Source organism: Pseudomonas sp. MYb327 (assembly GCF_040438925.1).
GTDB lineage: Bacteria > Pseudomonadota > Gammaproteobacteria > Pseudomonadales > Pseudomonadaceae > Aquipseudomonas.
This window is the reverse complement of the sequence record NZ_CP159258.1, coordinates 2,097,075-2,112,884: the sequence shown is the minus strand read 5'-3', so window position 1 is coordinate 2,112,884 and position 15,810 is coordinate 2,097,075. Positions and strand designations below refer to the sequence as shown.

Sequence of the window (15,810 nt, the reverse complement as noted above, 5' to 3'; positions counted from 1 at the left end):
TGCCAGCGATGGCGTCAGCCCAGCCACACCAAAAAATAGATCAGTCAGACTCGTTGAGAATCAAACTGCGGTAATGCCCCGGATTGGATCCCGACCACTTGCGAAACGCCTTGTAGAACGAACTCGCGTCGGCAAACCCCAGCCGCGTCGCGATTTCAACGAAGCTGATGGACGGCTCTGCCAGCCAGACAATCGCCAATTCCTTACGCACGCTGTCCTTGAGCCCTTGATAGGTCTGCCCTTCCTCGGCCAGCCGGCGGCGCAAGGTCGAGGCCGACATGCACTGGCGTTGCGCCAGGGCTTCGGTTTCCGGCCAGTGTTCGGCGGGCAGTTGCCGCAGATCCTGTTTGATCCGGCTGGCCAGGCTTTGCGGGTCACGGTACTTGACCAAAATATTCGCAGGCGCATGGGCCAGGAAACGCCTGAGTTCTTCGGCGCTGCGCTTGATCGGCAAATCCAGGCACTCGGCGGAAAAAATCATCCGCGTGCGTGGCCGGTTGAAACGCAGGTTTTCGGAGAACATCACCTGATAGTCATCACAGAAATCCGGCTGCGCGCAGCGCAATTCGATGGCCAAAATCGGGATCCGCCGCCCCGCCAGCCAACAGGCCACACCATGGACGATCATCCAGTAGGTGAAATAGGTGAAGGCCCGGCGCGGTTCATGGTCGTCTTCAAGCAAGACGATTTCTGCCAGGCTTTGTTGATGCACCAGCTCGGCGGGCATGCGCTCGAGTATCAACGACAGGAAATTCAAGCCGCTGGTGAGTCCCATCGCCAGGTTCGGCTGGACCATGGCGCTGCGACAAAGAAACTCGAAACTGCCGGATTTGAGTTTGCGCGGGTCCATGCCGAAAAACTCATCGTCCCCTCGCCGGGCCAGCAAGCGCCAAAGCCGCGCATAAGCGCTCGCCGGAACGCGGGCGTCAGTGCTTTGCAGCAAGGCCGGATCGATGCCGACCTTGTCCAGCACCTCGTCGGTGGCAACGCCAGGGGCGCAACTTTGCAACAGCGCTTCACGCACCAATTGGATGGAGATGGTGTCTTTTTCCGCCATGGAGCGTGGTGAGCCTTGTTCTTGATTGGGTGGGGGATATTAGCGCAGCCACCTGCCGAGTGCAGATCCCTGTAGGAGCTGGCTTGCCAGCGATGACGGCATCACATTCGATACTTATGTTGACTGACACGCCTTTATTACCAGCAGGCTAGCTTCCACAGGAGGTTAAGTGATCTTGCGGGTTGTTCAGCTTAGGTTCAGGTAAATGGCAATGGATGCCATTTGGGAATGAGTGTCATTATGTTACAACTTAGCACCCTATCTATTGCCGTCACGGTGCTGAATGCTCGTCCCTTTTTTGATCATGCTGCGCGAAGGCATCGAAGCCGCTTTGATCGTTGGCATCATCGCCAGTTACCTGAAACAGACTGGTCGCGGTCAATGGATGCCTGCCGTGTGGATCGGCGTATTCCTCGCCGCCGCCCTCGCCTTGCTGGTCGGTGGAGGGCTGGAACTGGTCAGCGCCGAATTCCCGCAGAAGCAACAGGAACTGTTTGAAGGTGTGGTCGGACTGGTGGCCGTCGGCATCCTGAGTTCCATGGTGTTCTGGATGCGCAAGGTCGCGCGCTCGATCAAGCATTCGTTGCACGCGTCCCTGGATCAGGCGCTAACCGGGTCCAGGCACCAAGTCACCGCGCTAATCGCCATGGTGTTTTTCGCCGTGGCGCGGGAAGGCCTGGAAACCGTGTTCTTCCTGCTCGCAGTGTTCCAGCAAAGCGAAGGCCCGTCCGCCCCCATCGGCGCCCTGCTCGGCCTGATCCTGGCGATCATTGTCGGATTCCTGATCTACACCGGCAGCATGCGCCTGAATCTTGGTGCGTTCTTTCGCTGGACTGGCCTGTTCATCCTCGTGGTCGCTGCGGGCATCCTCGCCAATTCGGTGCAAGCGCTGCATGAAGCCGGGGTGTGGAACCACCTGCAAACCGTGCTGTTTGACATCAGCGCGACGCTGCCGATGGACGGCCCGCTGGGTTCGGTACTGGCCGGCATGTTCGGTTATCAGGACGCCCCGACCATCAGCACCCTTGGTGCCTACCTGCTTTATCTGATCGTGGCGCTGGTGATGTTTTTCCTCCCGGCCCCGGCACCCGCCAAACAGTCTTCCTCAGTTTCCAGTCAGTAAGGGCAACCATGCCAAATCAAGCCCCCACCCAGGCTTCCCCTCCCCGCGCATTGCGCTGGGCCGTGGCCGGTTCCGTGATCGTGATGATCGCCGCCGGCGGCCTGTTCTTCTACGCCTCGAAAATGGCCGCAGCCAAGCGCCAGACCAACCACGACGAGGTGCTGGTGACCATTCAATCGCACAGCTGCGAACCGAATGCGCTGACAGTTCCGGCCGGACGCGCCAGTTTCCGCATCGTCAACCGCTCCGATCGCGCCGTTGAATGGGAAATTCTCGACGGCGTGCTAGTGGTCGAAGAACGCGAAAACATCGCGCCGGGCCTTAGCCAGGTGATCAACGCCAACCTGTTGCCGGGCGACTACGCGATCACCTGCGGCCTGCTGAGCAACCCCCGTGGCACCTTGCACGTCACCTCGACGGCGGCGTCCGATGCGGCGGCCAAAGCCAAGCCTAAGATGGTGGCGTTTGTCGGGCCGTTGTCGGAGTTTCGCGTGTACCTGAGCAGCCAGGGCACTGCGCTGATCAAAGCGGTAGGCGCCCTCGAACAGGCCATCGCAGCCGGCGACCTGAGTCAGGCCCAAGCCTTGTACGTACCCGCCCGCGCTGCATATCAACGGCTGGCCCCGGCCGCCCAGCGTCTGGCCGAACTGGATAACAGCATCAATGCCCGCGCCGACTACTTCGAAAAGCGTGAGCAGGATCCGGCCTTCACCGGTTTCCACCGCCTCGAATACGCACTGTTCCAACAGCGCAACCTCGATGGCCTGAAACCGGTCGCCCAGCGCTTGCTCGCCGACGTCACCACCCTCAAACAGCAATTGTTGGCGCAGTCTCTGCCACCGGAGCAACTGGTCAGCATCGTGGTGCGCAATTTCAACAACCTCGCCGACGTTCGCGCCGGCAGCGGTGAAGAAGAACGCTACAGCCACAGTGACCTGAACGGCTTTGCCGGTAATCTCGATGCCGCACGCAAAGTCGTCGAGTTGCTGCGCCCGTTGCTGGCGAAATCCGTCGGTGAATTGCTGCCGAAAATCGACAACGCCCTCAACGCCTTCGATGGCGAACTCAACGGCTTCAGGGTCGGAGATGGTTACGCCAGCTACGACAGCGTCAGCGCCGAACAGCGCAAAGAGATCGCCGACAAGGCCAAGGCACTGGCCGACGCACTCGATGGGATCGATCCCGCCCTTGGCCTTTCCGGCCTGTAAGCAGAAGACGACTTTCAGATGAACGATTCAGCGCAACTCAACCTTCAACGTCGCCGGGTGCTGATGGGCATAGGCGCTGCCGGTGTCGCACTGGCAGGCTCGGCCCTGAGCTGCCCGGCCATGGCCGCCAGCCCCGCACAGGTCACTGAAGCACCGAGCAGTGACAAAACCGAAGATCGCCACGACTTCCACGGCAAGCACCAGAGCGGCATTGTCACTCCGCGTCCGGCCTCCGGAATGCTGGTGTCGTTCGATGTGCTGGCCAGCGACCGCGAAGACCTGGAGCGACTGTTCCGCACCCTCAACGAGCGCATCGCGTTCCTGATGAAGGGTGGTCCAGTCGAACAGGTCGATCCGAAATTGCCGCCAGTAGACTCCGGCATTCTCGGCCCCGTGGTGACCCCGGACAACCTGACCATCACTGTGTCAGTCGGTGCCTCGCTGTTCGATGAGCGCTTCGGCCTGGCCGAAGTCAGACCCAAACGCCTGATCCGCATGGTCGGTTTTCCCAACGACGCACTGGACGCCGATTGCTGCCATGGCGACCTGAGCCTGCAGTTTTGCTCCAACACCAACGACACCAACATCCATGCCCTGCGCGACATCGTGAAAAACCTCCCGGATTTGCTGTTGGTGCGCTGGAAACAGGAAGGCAGCGTACCGCCCCAGGCGCCGACCAAACCCGGCGTGCCTGCGCAGAGCGCGCGCAATTTCCTCGGTTTTCGTGACGGCTCGGCCAACCCCGATTCCAATAACGCCAAAACCATGGACAGCATCGTCTGGGTCCAGCCCGACAGTGATGAACCGGCGTGGGCGGCCAATGGCAGCTATCAAGCCGTGCGGATCATCCGCAATTTCGTGGAGCGTTGGGACCGCACGCCGTTGCAGGAACAGGAAAGCATTCTCGGCCGAGTCAAAAGCAGCGGCGCACCCATGGGGGGCGAACACGAAAGCCAGGTCCCGGACTACAGCAAAGACCCCGAAGGCAAGCTGACCAAGCTCGACGCGCACATCCGCCTGGCCAACCCGCGCACCGCCGCGACACAGGCGAATTTGATATTGCGCCGGCCGTTCAACTACTCCAACGGGGTGAACAAGAACGGTCAGTTGGACATGGGCCTGCTGTTCATCTGCTACCAGGCCGACCTGGAAAAAGGCTTCATCACCGTGCAAACCCGCCTCAATGGCGAACCGCTGGAGGAGTACCTCAAACCGGTCGGCGGCGGGTATTTCTTCACCCTGCCCGGGGTCACCGGCGATCAGGACTTCATCGGTCGTTCGCTGCTCGCTGCCACACAACCGAAAACCAACGCTTAACAACCACAACAACCTCCACGGAACCGTCCCATGAAAAAGTCGCCACTCGCGTTAATGCTGACCCTTGGCTTGCTCAACACCCCGCTTTCGGCTTTCGCGGCGACGGCGCCGCTGGAATTGGTGCAACCGATTTCGGACTACAAGATCTACGTCACTGAGCAACTGGATGAGCTGGCCAGCCACACCCAGCAGTTCACCGACGCGGTGAAAAAAGGCGACCTGGCCACGGCGAAAAAACTCTACGCACCGACCCGCGTTTACTACGAGTCGATCGAGCCGATTGCTGAACTGTTCAGTGACCTCGACGCCTCCATCGACTCCCGCGTCGACGACCACGAAAAAGGCGTGAAAGCCGAAGATTTCACCGGTTTCCACCGCATCGAATACTCGCTGTTCTCGGAAAACAGCACCCAGGGCCTGAGCGAACTGGCAGACGGTTTGAACAAAGACGTGAATGACCTGCAAACCCGCGTCGCCGGCCTGACGTTCCCGCCGGAAAAAGTCGTCGGCGGTGCCGCTGCGCTACTGGAAGAAGTGGCGGCCACCAAGATCTCCGGGGAGGAAGATCGCTACAGCCACACTGACCTCTATGACTTCCAGGGCAACATCGACGGAGCGAAGAAAATCGTCGACCTGTTCCGCCCGCAAATCCAGAAGCAGGACGCGGCGTTCGTGGCCAAAGTCGATAAGAATTTTGCGACCGTGGACAAGATCCTGGCCAAGTACAAAACCAAGGACGGCGGTTTCGAGACCTATGACAAAGTGAAGGAAAACGACCGCAAGGCGCTGGTCGGACCGGTGAATACACTGGCGGAAGACTTGTCCACGTTGCGTGGGAAACTGGGATTGAACTGAGTGTTGTAGCGCCTGGACGGGCCTCATCGCTGGCAAGCCAGCTCCTACAGGTTTCTGAGTCGAACCACAATTACGTGACCGACATCAAACCCTGTAGGAGCTGGCTTGCCAGCCATGCTTTTTTTCAGGCCTTACAAAATGCGGTAGAGCAACCGCTCAATCCGCACGCGGCTGACACGCTTGAGGAACTTCGAAACACCCGCCGGATAATCCGGCAAAGTTTCCAGATCCTGATAACGCTCGATGCGCCGGGTGTGTTGGAAAATCTCCGCCAGTTCGGTGCGGCGTGGCTCCAGCATTTCGCCACGCGGATCATCGATCAGCAAAGCGTTTTCCAGATCCAGACGAAACGCTCGCGGGTTGAGGTTGTTGCCGGTCAGCAAGGTGTAGCGCTGATCGATCCACATGCCCTTGAGGTGGTAGGTGTTGTCACCCTCCTTCCACAGGTGCAGGTTCAACTGGCCGCTGTCGATGTTGCGCTGATGGCGTTTAGCGAAGCGCCGCAGGCTGATTTCGTAGAGATACGGCAACGCCGCAATCACCTTGAACGGCTCGCTCGGTGGAATGTAGAAGTCGTTGGCAGTCTTGTCGCCGACCACGATGTCGACCTTCACACCCCGCGCCAGCGCCCGGTTGATTTCCCGGGTCACGGCCAATGGCAGGTTGAAGTACGGCGTGCAGATGGTCAGTTGATGCTGGGCGCTGGCGATCAACTCGCCAATCACCCGGCTCAACGGGTTGTTCTTGCCGACCCCGAGCAACGGGCTGACCGACAAACCGTCCTTGGCCGTAGTGCCCTGGGTGGTGTCGTAAGCGGCGTACTTGAGGCGGCTGCGCAGGTCGCCGATGTCGTTGCGCAGGCTGCGGGTGGTCGGCAAGTTCGGCAGATCGAGGCGGTGCACGGCTTTGGAAGCCACCAGACCGTGCTGGACCAGATGCTGCATCGAATCGGCCAAATCACGGTTGTTCAACAGGTGGTAGCGGTCGTAGCGGTACTTGTCGAACTTGTGCAGGTAGACGTTGTTGAGACTCGCGCCGCTGTAGATCACACAGTCGTCGATAACGAAGCCCTTCAAGTGCAACACGCCGAACAACTCGCGGGTCTGCACCGGTACGCCGTACACCGGCACTTCGCTGGCGTGGGTGCGGGTCATTTCCTGATACCAGGCCGAGTTGCCCGGCTGCTTGCCGGCACCAATCAAACCGCGCTGGGCACGCAGCCAGTCAACCACCACCACCACGTCCAGTTCCGGACGCGCCAGTTTGGCGGCGTGTAAGGCATCGAGAATTTCCTGGCCGGCTTCGTCCTGTTGCAGGTACAGCGCGACGATGTAGATGCGCTGCTTGGCGCTGGCGATTTTTTCCAGCAGGCATCGGCGGAACTCGGCAGCGCCGTGAAGGAAGGTGACGGCATCGGCGGTCAGCGGAAAACTGCGCAGTTTAGGCAGCAGAGAGCGTTTGAAAAGCGACGGCATAGGGCTCGCAGAGGGTCGAATCCGAAGAGTTTGAGAGCTTACACCATGGATGGGTTCGGGTCTTGTTACTGACTGTAATGACCCTATCGCGGGCAAGCCAGCTCCTACAGGCTGGTCGCATTTTCTGTAGGAGCTGGCTTGCCAGCGATAGCGTTTTCTTGAATAGAGGAAAATAATATTTGACCATGGAGAACGATCGTTCTACTGTTCGCCACATGAACGAAATCACTCACAACGACACACGCGACATTATTCTGGATGTCGCCGAAAAGTTGATCTACAAAAGTGGCATTGCCGCCACCGGCATGGATCTTCTGGTGAAAACCGCTGGCGTCTCCAGAAAAAGTATCTATCGTTACTTCGCCAACAAGGAGGAGCTGACCGTCGCGGCCCTGCAACGTCGGGACCAACGCTGGATGCATTGGTACAGAAGCGAAGTCGGGCAGGCCGAAACACCGACCGAGCGCTTGCTCAACCTGTTTACCGTACTCAAGTCCTGGTTCGTTTCCGAAGGCTTTCGCGGCTGCGCTTTCATCAATACCAGCGGTGAAACCGGCAATCCGCAAGACCCAGTTCGCCAGGTCGCCAAGGACCACAAACAGAAGCTGCTCGACTACGTGTGCGAGCTGTGTACCGAACATGGCGCTGAAGAACCGGAGACGCTGGCCAAACAGCTGCTGATCCTGATCGACGGGGCCATTACCGTCGCACTTGTCATGGGTGACTACAGTGCCGCCGATAATGCGCAATGCATGGCGCGGAAGTTATTGGACCTGTAACTGCTTGATCAAGACCGACAACTTGCTTGAACTTTAATTTGATAGGGAGACATGAAATGTCTAACGCTGAAGTTCGTCCGCCATTGCCGCCATTTACCCGTGAATCGGCCATCGAAAAAGTACGCCTGGCTGAAGATGGCTGGAACTCCCGCGATCCGGAACGTGTATCGCTGGCCTACACCCTGGACACCAAATGGCGAAATCGCGCCGAGTTCGCTATCAACCGCGAAGAAGCCAAAGGCTTCCTGACGCGTAAATGGGCCAAGGAACTGGACTATCGCCTGATCAAGGAACTCTGGGCGTTTACCGATAACCGCATCGCCGTGCGTTATGCCTATGAATGGCACGATGATTCGGGGAACTGGTTTCGCTCCTACGGCAATGAAAACTGGGAATTCAACGAAGACGGCCTGATGGCCCACCGCTTCGCGTGCATCAACGACATGCCGATCAAGGAAAGCGAACGCAAATTCCACTGGCCGCTGGGTCGTCGTCCGGATGATCATCCGGGCCTGTCGGATCTGGGCTTGTAAACACTGATCCCCTGTAGGAGCCGGCTTGCTGGCGATGGTGTAATCACATTCAACATCTATGTTGATTGATAGATTGCAATCGCCAGCAAGCCGGCTCCTACAGGGTTTGGCGTGTTCAGGCGACTGCGGCAGCTCGACCGAGCTGCGCCTCAGCCTCCAACTCCCGCACTAACGGCAAAACCCGCCTGCCGAAATACTCCACTTCTTCCTGGAAATGCGGGAACCCGGCCAGCACAAGGTCCACGCCCACCGCTTTCAACGCGACGATGCGCTCGGCGATTTGCTGTGGCGTACCGATCAAGTTGGTTTTGAAGCCGTCGTTGTACTGCACCCGATCCTCGAACGTCGATTTCGCCCAATTGCCTTCTCCTTCCGGTGATGCCCTGCCCGCCTGTTTCGCCGCATCGCCAAAGGCATTCACCGCTTCCGGATCAGCCTGGTCGATGATTTGCGCCAGCACCGCACGTGCTTCCTCTTCGGTCTGGATCGGCATTGGCGCAACGCGCGTACCGTGTCTTCGCACAACCCGGTGATCTACAAGGCGAGGATTGTCGGGGATTGGGAAATCAACCGGACTGAGCCACCGTTTGTGTGGCAAATCGGCAACGGGCCTGACCGCAAGTGATGTAGCGCCTGAATGTCAGTATTCGCGAGCAGGCTCGCTCCCACAGGGGAATGCATTTCAAAATGTGGGAGCAGCCTGCTCGCGATGAGGCCAGACGGCTCGCCGCAGAAGTTGGATAACGGTAAGATACCGGCCCTTCCCCGCAGCCCTTTCTGCGACCTGCCGATTAAGCCGATTCCATGCCTTTCGAACTCAGTGTTGACCTTACTACCCTGGCCATTCTGGCCATTGTCGCTTTCATTGCCGGTTTCATCGACGCCATCGCCGGCGGTGGTGGGCTGTTGACCACACCGGCGTTGTTGACCGCCGGCCTGCCACCGCACTTGGTGCTGGGCACCAACAAACTCAGTTCGACCTTCGGTTCGGCCACCGCCAGCTTTACCTTCTACCGCCGCAAGTTGTTCCACCCCAGGCAGTGGATGCACGCCATCGTCGGCACCCTGGTCGGCGCGCTGACCGGCGCCGTGGTTGCGCATTACCTGCCAGCGGAATGGCTGAACAAAATGCTGCCGGTGATCGTATTCGCCTGTGGCCTGTATCTGTTGTTCGGCGGCACGCCGAAAGCGCCGCTGGACAGCGACGCACCGATCAAGAAAAAGTGGCAATCGACCCAGGGCTTCACCCTCGGTTTCTATGACGGCGTGGCCGGTCCCGGCACGGGTGCGTTCTGGACCGTCAGCAGCCTGTTGATGTACCCGATCGATCTAGTGAAGGCCAGCGGCGTGGCGCGCAGCATGAACTTCGTCAGCAACATTGCGGCGCTGTCAGTGTTCGTGTTTTCCGGGCAGGTGGACTGGATCATCGGCCTGAGCATGGGCCTGTCGGTGATGGTCGGGGCTTTCTTCGGCGCTCGCACCGCCATCAGTGGCGGCGCGAAGTTCATTCGACCGGTGTTCATCACCGTGGTACTGGGCCTGACTGTGCGGCTAGCCTGGCAACACTGGTTCAGCGTGGCCTAAACGCCGCGCCACGTAGACGTCGATCAGGTAACGGGCAATCGAGCGCGACGCCGGCAACGGCGGCAGCTCGTGAACGTTGAACCACTGGGCGTCTTCGATTTCGTCCTCCTGACACACAATCTCGCCGCCGGCGTATTCGGCATGGAAGCCGAGCATCATCGAGTGCGGGAACGGCCAGCACTGGCTGCCCAGGTACTGGATGTTCTTTACCTCGATCTGCACTTCTTCGCGGACTTCGCGAATCAGGCAATCCTCGGCCGACTCACCCGGCTCGGCAAACCCGGCCAAGGTGCTGTAGACCCCGGTGACGAACCGTGGCGAACGTGCCAACAGGATTTCATCGCCACGGGTGACCAGCACGATCATGCTCGGCGAAATCCGCGGATAGCTGCGCAAATCGCACGGCTGGCAATACATCGCCCGTTCCCGTGGCACTTGCGTCATGGCTTGCCCGCAGTTGCCGCAGAAACGGTGCTCGCGGGCCCAGGTGCCAATCTGCGCGGCGTAACCGAGCACTTTGTAGATCGTGTGATCACCTTCGAGCATGAACGCCCGCAAACCTTTCCAGTTGCAGCCCGGCACTTCGCTGTGACTGCGCAGCTCCAGCAGGTACACCGGCTCGCCGTCGACGTGGCCGATGCCGTGCTCCGCCAGAACCGACAAGTCCTGGCGCTTGAGCCATTCACGTGGAAACAGCGCGCCATTGTCATCAAACAGAAAGCCTTCCGGGCTACGCGCCACGGCCCAGCCGCCAGGTTGCTCGGTGTCCAGTACTGCAGTGGTCCAGCGTGAAGTCATTTTTCAATCAATCCAGAAATTCGGGTTTCTGTTTGCTCATATGGGCGGCCATGGCCACGCGCAGATCAGTGGATTGCAGCATGGCGGCGTTCCAGGTGGCGACGTATTCGAGGCCGTCGTCGATGCGATGATCGCGCATGTAGCTGATCATCTCCTTGGTGCCAGTAATGGCAATCGGCGACTTGCTCGCAACTTCGCGGGCAATGCCCATGACGCCGTCGAGCAGGCTGGCGGTGTCGCTGAAGACGCGATTGACCAGACCCATGCCACGCGCTTCTTCGGCGCCGAAAGTGCGACCAGTGTAAGCCAGTTCACGCAGCATGCCGTCACCGATGATCCGCGGCAAGCGTTGCAACGTACCGACGTCGGCGGCCATGCCGATGTCGATTTCCTTGATCGAGAATTGTGCATCTTCGGCGGCGTAGCGCATGTCGCAAGCGGCGATCAGGTCAATGGCACCGCCCAGGCAATAACCCTGGATAGCCGCAAGCACCGGTTTGCGGCAATTGTCGACGGCATTGAAGGAAGCTTGCAGATTGAGGATCTTGCGACGCAGCAGGCGCGCGTTGCGCCCCACGTCCTTGCCCAACTCATTGGCCACGCCCGCCAGCATCATCAGGTCGATGCCGGAGGAAAAATGCTTGCCGGCACCGCTAAGCACCACCACGCGGACTTCGTCGGTGTCTTCGATCCATTGGAAAATCTCGACGATTTCGCTCCAGAACGCAGCGTTCATCGAATTGATCTTTTCCGGCCGGTTGATCTGCACATGGGCGATTTTATCGACCAGTTCGACGTTGAATGCTGTGTATTGAGACATGCTAGCGATCCTTTAGCGGGCAAAAAAGAGGCCCGAACTATAACAAGGCATCGCCTTCGACAGTAAGGCAGTGGTTCGGCCAAAAGCGGGACTGCCTCAGGAACCGTGACGCCTTTCGGACCTCATCGCCAGCACGCTCAAATACTGGGTTTACAACGTTTCGCGGGACGGTTTGCCATCCACCAGGCGCTGAATACCCAGCGGGTTAGCGTTTTTCAACACGTCCGGCAACAGACTGTCCGGGTAGTTCTGGAAACACACCGGGCGCAGGAAGCGATCAATAGCCAGCGTACCCACCGACGTGCCCCGTGCATCCGAAGTCGCCGGATAGGGCCCGCCATGGACCATCGAATCACAGACTTCGACGCCGGTCGGATAGCCATTGAGCAGGATCCGCCCGACTTTCTGTTCCAGTAATGCCGTCAGCTCGCTGAACTGTTCGAAGTCCCCACGCTCACCGATGATGGTTGCCGTCAACTGTCCATGCAGGCCGTTCAATGCTTGGCTGAGCTGCGCCTGATCTGCCACTTCGACCACTACCGTGGTCGGGCCGAACACTTCCTCTTGCAACACCGCATCGCCATCGATCAACAGGCTGACATCAGCCTTGAACAGTTGCGGCTGCGCCTGGCGACCTTGTTGCGGTTGGCCGGCCAAGTGTTGGATGCCCGGATGATCGAGGAGTTTTTGCAGGCCGTTGCCATAGCTGCTCAACGTCCCGGCGTTGAGCATGGTTTGTGCGGGTTGATCAGCCATCATTTCGCTAACCAGTTGCAGGAACGCGCTGAACTGCGCTGAACGAATTCCGATGACCAGGCCCGGATTGGTGCAGAACTGACCGCAACCCTGCACCACCGAAGCGGTCAGGCCGCTGGCAATGGTTTGCGCACGTTCTTGCAGTGCCTGCGGCAAAACGATCACCGGGTTAATGCTCGACATCTCGGCGAACACCGGAATCGGTTGAGGGCGCGCAGCCGCCATGTCGCACAACGCCCGGCCCCCTTTGAGTGACCCGGTAAAGCCTACCGCCTGAATCGCCGGGTGTTTGACCAGCGCTTCGCCGACCCCGCCGCCGTAGATCATGTTGAACACGCCGGCCGGCATTGCGGTTTTCTCCGCCGCGCGAATGATCGCGTCAGCGACTTGCTCGGCCGTGGCCATATGCCCGCCGTGAGCTTTGAACACCACCGGGCAACCGGCAGCCAACGCCGAAGCGGTGTCACCGCCGGCAGTGGAAAACGCCAAAGGAAAGTTACTGGCGCCGAACACCGCGACCGGACCAAGACCGATGCGGTACTGACGCATGTCAGGACGCGGGAACGGTTGGCGCTCAGGCAATGCCCGATCGATTCGCGCGCCGTAGAAATCACCGCGGCGCAGCACGTTGGCGAACAGGCGCATCTGGCCGCTGGTGCGGCCGCGCTCACCGATGATCCGGGCGGCAGGCAGCGCGGTTTCACGGCACACCAGCGTTACGAACTCATCACCCAGCGCGTCCAGCTCATCGGCGATGGCGTCGAGAAACTGCGCGCGACGCTCGGCACTGAGGCTGCGGTAAGCCGGGTACGCCGCAGCAGCGGCTTTGGCGGCGGCATCGACCTCTTCCGGCGTGGCCTGAATGAAATCATGGGGCAATGCCTCGCCCGTTTCAGCGTCGATGCTCTGCAATTTGACGCTGCCCAACGCGCTGCGTTGGCCGCCGATGTAGTTGTGACCAAGAATCCGGGTCATGAAGTGCTCCTCAAAGTGTGCCAACGGTGCCGGGTTCGAATGCGGCTTCGACCGGTGCGATGCCATTGATCAACGGCGCGCCGAATTCAGCCTGGCTGATTTCAAACACATCACCCGCTTGTGTGCGGATGCCGTCGGCGAAAGACAGGGTCGCCGTGCCAAAGAAGTGAATGTGCACATCTCCCGGACGCAGGAACTGGCTGTATTTGAAATGGTGGTACTCAAGGTTCGCCAGGCTGTGGCACATGTTGGCCTCGCCGCTGAGGAACTCGTTCTGCCACAACACTTCACCGTCACGCAGGATGCGACTGGTGCCCGCCAGATGCTGCGGCAGCTCGCCAACCCGCAGTTCCGGGCCGTAGCTGCAACTGCGCAGTTTCGAATGAGCGAGGTACAGGTAGTTCTTGCGCTCCATAATGTGATCGGAGAACTCGTTGCCCACGGCAAAACCCAGGCGATACGGCTTGCCATCGTGACCAATGACGTACAGGCCACTGAGTTCAGGTTCCTCGCCGGCGTCTTCGGCAAATGGCGGCAGCGGGAATGGCTGGCCTGGACGCACGACGATGCTGCCGTCGCCCTTGTAGAACCATTCCGGTTGCACGCCGGCCTCGCCCGCAGCGGGTTTGCCACCCTCCACGCCCCACTTGAAGATGCGCATGGTGTCGGTCATCGCCGCTTCGTCACCAGCCTGTTGGTGCATTTTGTCCCGGGCCGAGGCGCTGCCCAAGTGGGTCAGGCCGGTACCGCTGACCAGCATGTGCGCCGGGTCCGGGTGATCCAGCGGTGGCAGGATGCGCAGTTGTGCCAGCAATTCTGCATAGTCATGGCTGATGCCCAAGCCCAGGTTTTTTACCTGCTGCTCAAGATTGGAACTCGCCTCGATGGCCGCCAGTGCCAGGTCGCGAACGGTGCGCGCGTCTTGCACCTCGCGCACCAAGCCTTCCTCGACCACGCCAACGCGGCGCTCGCCGTTACTCAATTCGAATTGAACCAAACGCATGGATTTTCTCCTTTAAGCAAAACTTGAAACCACCGAAAACCCTGTAGGAGCTGGCTTGTCAGCGATGACGGCGGCACTTGCACATTGATGTCGACTGACAATCCGCTATCGCCAGCAAGCCGGTTCCTACAGGCTCGTGTCCGTGTCAGGTACGGGTTGCCCCGCGCGCACTGGCCGCGAACTCATCCGCCGGTAGCACGTGCTTGCGCTCCAGCAGGCGATAGACCACCCCGGTCAGCACCAGGCCAAACACCATCACGCAGGACAGGAAGTACAACCCCGATGCCAGGTTGCCGGTGTACTCCTTGAGCGCGCCGATCACGAACGGGCCGATGTAGCCGCCGAGGTTGCCCACCGAGTTGATCAAGGCAATCCCCGCCGCCGCACTGGCGCCGGCAAAGAAGCGGCCCGGCAAGGTCCAGAAAATCGCCGTGCAGGAAAACAGCGCGAACGCCACCAGGCACAGCGCTGCCAGTTGCAATACTGGAATCGTCAGCCAGGCGCTGAAGAACAGGCCGATGGCGCCCAACACGTACAGCGCCGCCAAGTGGCCGTAGCGATCATTCAAGCGATCGGAACTGCGCGGAATGATCAGCAAACCGATGATCCCGAAAACGTATGGCACCGATGACACGAACCCGGTCACCAGATCACTGCCGCCAAATTGCTTGATCAGCGTCGGCAGCCACAGTCCGAGGCCATAAATGCTCAGGGTCACTGGCAAGTAGAACAGCGCCAGGAGCAACACGCGTTTGTCTTTGAGCGCGTGAAGCGGATTGCCGTGGCGGGTCTGGCCGTACTGTTGCAGGTCTTTTTTCAGCTCGCCGGCAAGCCAGTCTTTCTCCGATTGATCCATCCATTTCACTTGTTGCGGGCCATCCGGCAACCAGCGCAGCACCGGCCAGGTCAGCAGGATCGCCGGGGTGCCGATCACGATAAACAGCCATTGCCAGCCATGCAGACCCAGCACCCCATCCATGCCCAGCAAACCACCGGACACCGGGCCGGTGATCATCATCGCGATGGGTTGGGACAGGATGAACAGCCCGAGGATCTTGCCGCGATGGCGAACCGGAAACCATTGGGTGATGTAGTACAGAACGCCCGGGAAGAACCCGGCTTCCGCCGCACCGAGCAGAAAGCGCATCAGATAGAAGCTGTTCGGCCCCTGCACAAAGGCCATGCCGATGGTGATGGCGCCCCAGGTGACCATGATCCGCGCGAACCAGCGTCGTGCTCCGAAGCGATCAAGCATCAAGTTGCTGGGGATTTCCAGCAGGAAGTAACCAATGAAGAACAGGCCGGCGCCCAGACCGTAGGCCGCATCACCGAGGCCGATGTCGGCGCCCATGTGCAACTTGGCGAAGCCCACGGCCGAGCGATCCACATAGGCGATCAGGTACAGCAGGATCAGGAAGGGAATCAGTTTCAGCGTGATGCGGCGAATAAGCCGCAGTTCCTGGCTCATGAGATCGGTCTCCGATTGTTGTTTTTATAGAACCTCGGGAGACGCCTCTCACGGAAAAC

General features: G+C 59.6%; 14 protein-coding genes and 2 pseudogenes. 8 read left to right on the top strand and 8 right to left on the bottom strand.

Features of this window, described 5'->3' with window-relative positions; all coding sequences use genetic code 11:
* Positions 1-40: 40 nt before the first annotated feature.
* Entirely contained in the window at positions 41-1,057 is a 1,017-nt protein-coding gene (locus ABVN21_RS09450; protein WP_339554576.1) for an AraC family transcriptional regulator, read from the bottom strand.
* Between the two features lie 283 nt (positions 1,058-1,340).
* Here ABVN21_RS09450 and efeU point away from each other — a divergent pair, with 283 nt between their 5' ends.
* The 4 genes from efeU to efeO (ABVN21_RS09430) are packed head-to-tail and all read left to right on the top strand — an operon-like array spanning position 1,341 to position 5,560.
* Complete coding sequence (gene efeU / locus ABVN21_RS09445) at positions 1,341-2,180, top strand: iron uptake transporter permease EfeU (RefSeq protein ID WP_339554575.1); 840 nt, start codon at positions 1,341-1,343, stop codon at positions 2,178-2,180.
* Positions 2,181-2,188: 8 nt separating this feature from the next.
* A complete protein-coding gene (efeO, locus tag ABVN21_RS09440; RefSeq protein ID WP_339554574.1) occupies positions 2,189-3,388 on the top strand; it encodes an iron uptake system protein EfeO in 1,200 nt (399 codons plus the stop codon).
* Between the two features lie 18 nt (positions 3,389-3,406).
* Positions 3,407-4,705, top strand: coding sequence for an iron uptake transporter deferrochelatase/peroxidase subunit (gene efeB, locus ABVN21_RS09435; RefSeq protein ID WP_339554573.1), 1,299 nt, complete (start codon positions 3,407-3,409; stop codon positions 4,703-4,705).
* A 30-nt stretch (positions 4,706-4,735) separates the two neighbouring features.
* Positions 4,736-5,560 carry an iron uptake system protein EfeO gene (efeO, locus tag ABVN21_RS09430; RefSeq protein ID WP_339554572.1) on the top strand — a complete coding sequence of 275 codons (825 nt, stop codon included), beginning with the start codon at positions 4,736-4,738 and terminating at the stop codon, positions 5,558-5,560.
* Positions 5,561-5,691: 131 nt separating this feature from the next.
* Here the strand turns inward: efeO (ABVN21_RS09430) and pssA are convergent, their stop codons facing one another.
* A complete protein-coding gene (gene pssA, locus ABVN21_RS09425; protein ID WP_339554571.1) occupies positions 5,692-7,035 on the bottom strand; it encodes a CDP-diacylglycerol--serine O-phosphatidyltransferase in 1,344 nt (447 codons plus the stop codon).
* Positions 7,036-7,250: 215 nt separating this feature from the next.
* Between pssA and ABVN21_RS09420 the strand changes: the two genes are divergently transcribed.
* Both ABVN21_RS09420 and ABVN21_RS09415 read left to right on the top strand, forming a co-directional pair.
* Positions 7,251-7,814, top strand: a complete 564-nt coding sequence (locus ABVN21_RS09420) for a TetR/AcrR family transcriptional regulator (protein ID WP_339554570.1) — start codon at positions 7,251-7,253, stop codon at positions 7,812-7,814.
* Between the two features lie 56 nt (positions 7,815-7,870).
* Positions 7,871-8,347, top strand: coding sequence for a nuclear transport factor 2 family protein (locus ABVN21_RS09415; RefSeq protein ID WP_339554569.1), 477 nt, complete (start codon positions 7,871-7,873; stop codon positions 8,345-8,347).
* Between the two features lie 115 nt (positions 8,348-8,462).
* Here ABVN21_RS09415 and ABVN21_RS09410 read toward each other — a convergent pair.
* Positions 8,463-8,828: pseudogene (locus tag ABVN21_RS09410) on the bottom strand (dimethyl sulfone monooxygenase SfnG); the annotation flags it as partial.
* Between ABVN21_RS09410 and ABVN21_RS09405 the strand changes: the two are divergent.
* Together ABVN21_RS09405 and ABVN21_RS09400 are read left to right on the top strand one after the other, a co-directional pair.
* A pseudogene (locus ABVN21_RS09405) lies at positions 8,829-8,972 on the top strand (monooxygenase); the annotation flags it as partial.
* Positions 8,973-9,151: 179 nt separating this feature from the next.
* Positions 9,152-9,931, top strand: a complete 780-nt coding sequence (locus tag ABVN21_RS09400) for a TSUP family transporter (protein WP_339554568.1) — start codon at positions 9,152-9,154, stop codon at positions 9,929-9,931.
* Here the strand turns inward: ABVN21_RS09400 and nudC are convergent.
* The 5 genes from nudC to ABVN21_RS09375 all read right to left on the bottom strand — a co-directional run bounded on the left by nudC (position 9,899) and on the right by ABVN21_RS09375 (position 15,751).
* Positions 9,899-10,729, bottom strand: a complete 831-nt coding sequence (nudC, locus tag ABVN21_RS09395; protein ID WP_339554567.1) for an NAD(+) diphosphatase — start codon at positions 10,727-10,729, stop codon at positions 9,899-9,901. The two genes, ABVN21_RS09400 and nudC, sit on opposite strands and share 33 nt — an antisense overlap.
* A 7-nt stretch (positions 10,730-10,736) precedes the next feature.
* Positions 10,737-11,549, bottom strand: a complete 813-nt coding sequence (locus ABVN21_RS09390; RefSeq protein WP_339554566.1) for a crotonase/enoyl-CoA hydratase family protein — start codon at positions 11,547-11,549, stop codon at positions 10,737-10,739.
* 150 nt (positions 11,550-11,699) lie between these two features.
* Complete coding sequence (locus ABVN21_RS09385; RefSeq protein ID WP_339554565.1) at positions 11,700-13,280, bottom strand: aldehyde dehydrogenase (NADP(+)); 1,581 nt, start codon at positions 13,278-13,280, stop codon at positions 11,700-11,702.
* 10 nt (positions 13,281-13,290) lie between these two features.
* A complete protein-coding gene (araD1, locus tag ABVN21_RS09380) occupies positions 13,291-14,283 on the bottom strand; it encodes an AraD1 family protein (protein ID WP_339554564.1) in 993 nt (330 codons plus the stop codon).
* 145 nt (positions 14,284-14,428) lie between these two features.
* Positions 14,429-15,751 (bottom strand): MFS transporter, encoded by a 1,323-nt coding sequence (locus tag ABVN21_RS09375; protein WP_339554563.1) that lies wholly within the window; start codon positions 15,749-15,751, stop codon positions 14,429-14,431.
* Between the last annotated feature and the right edge of the window lie 59 nt (positions 15,752-15,810).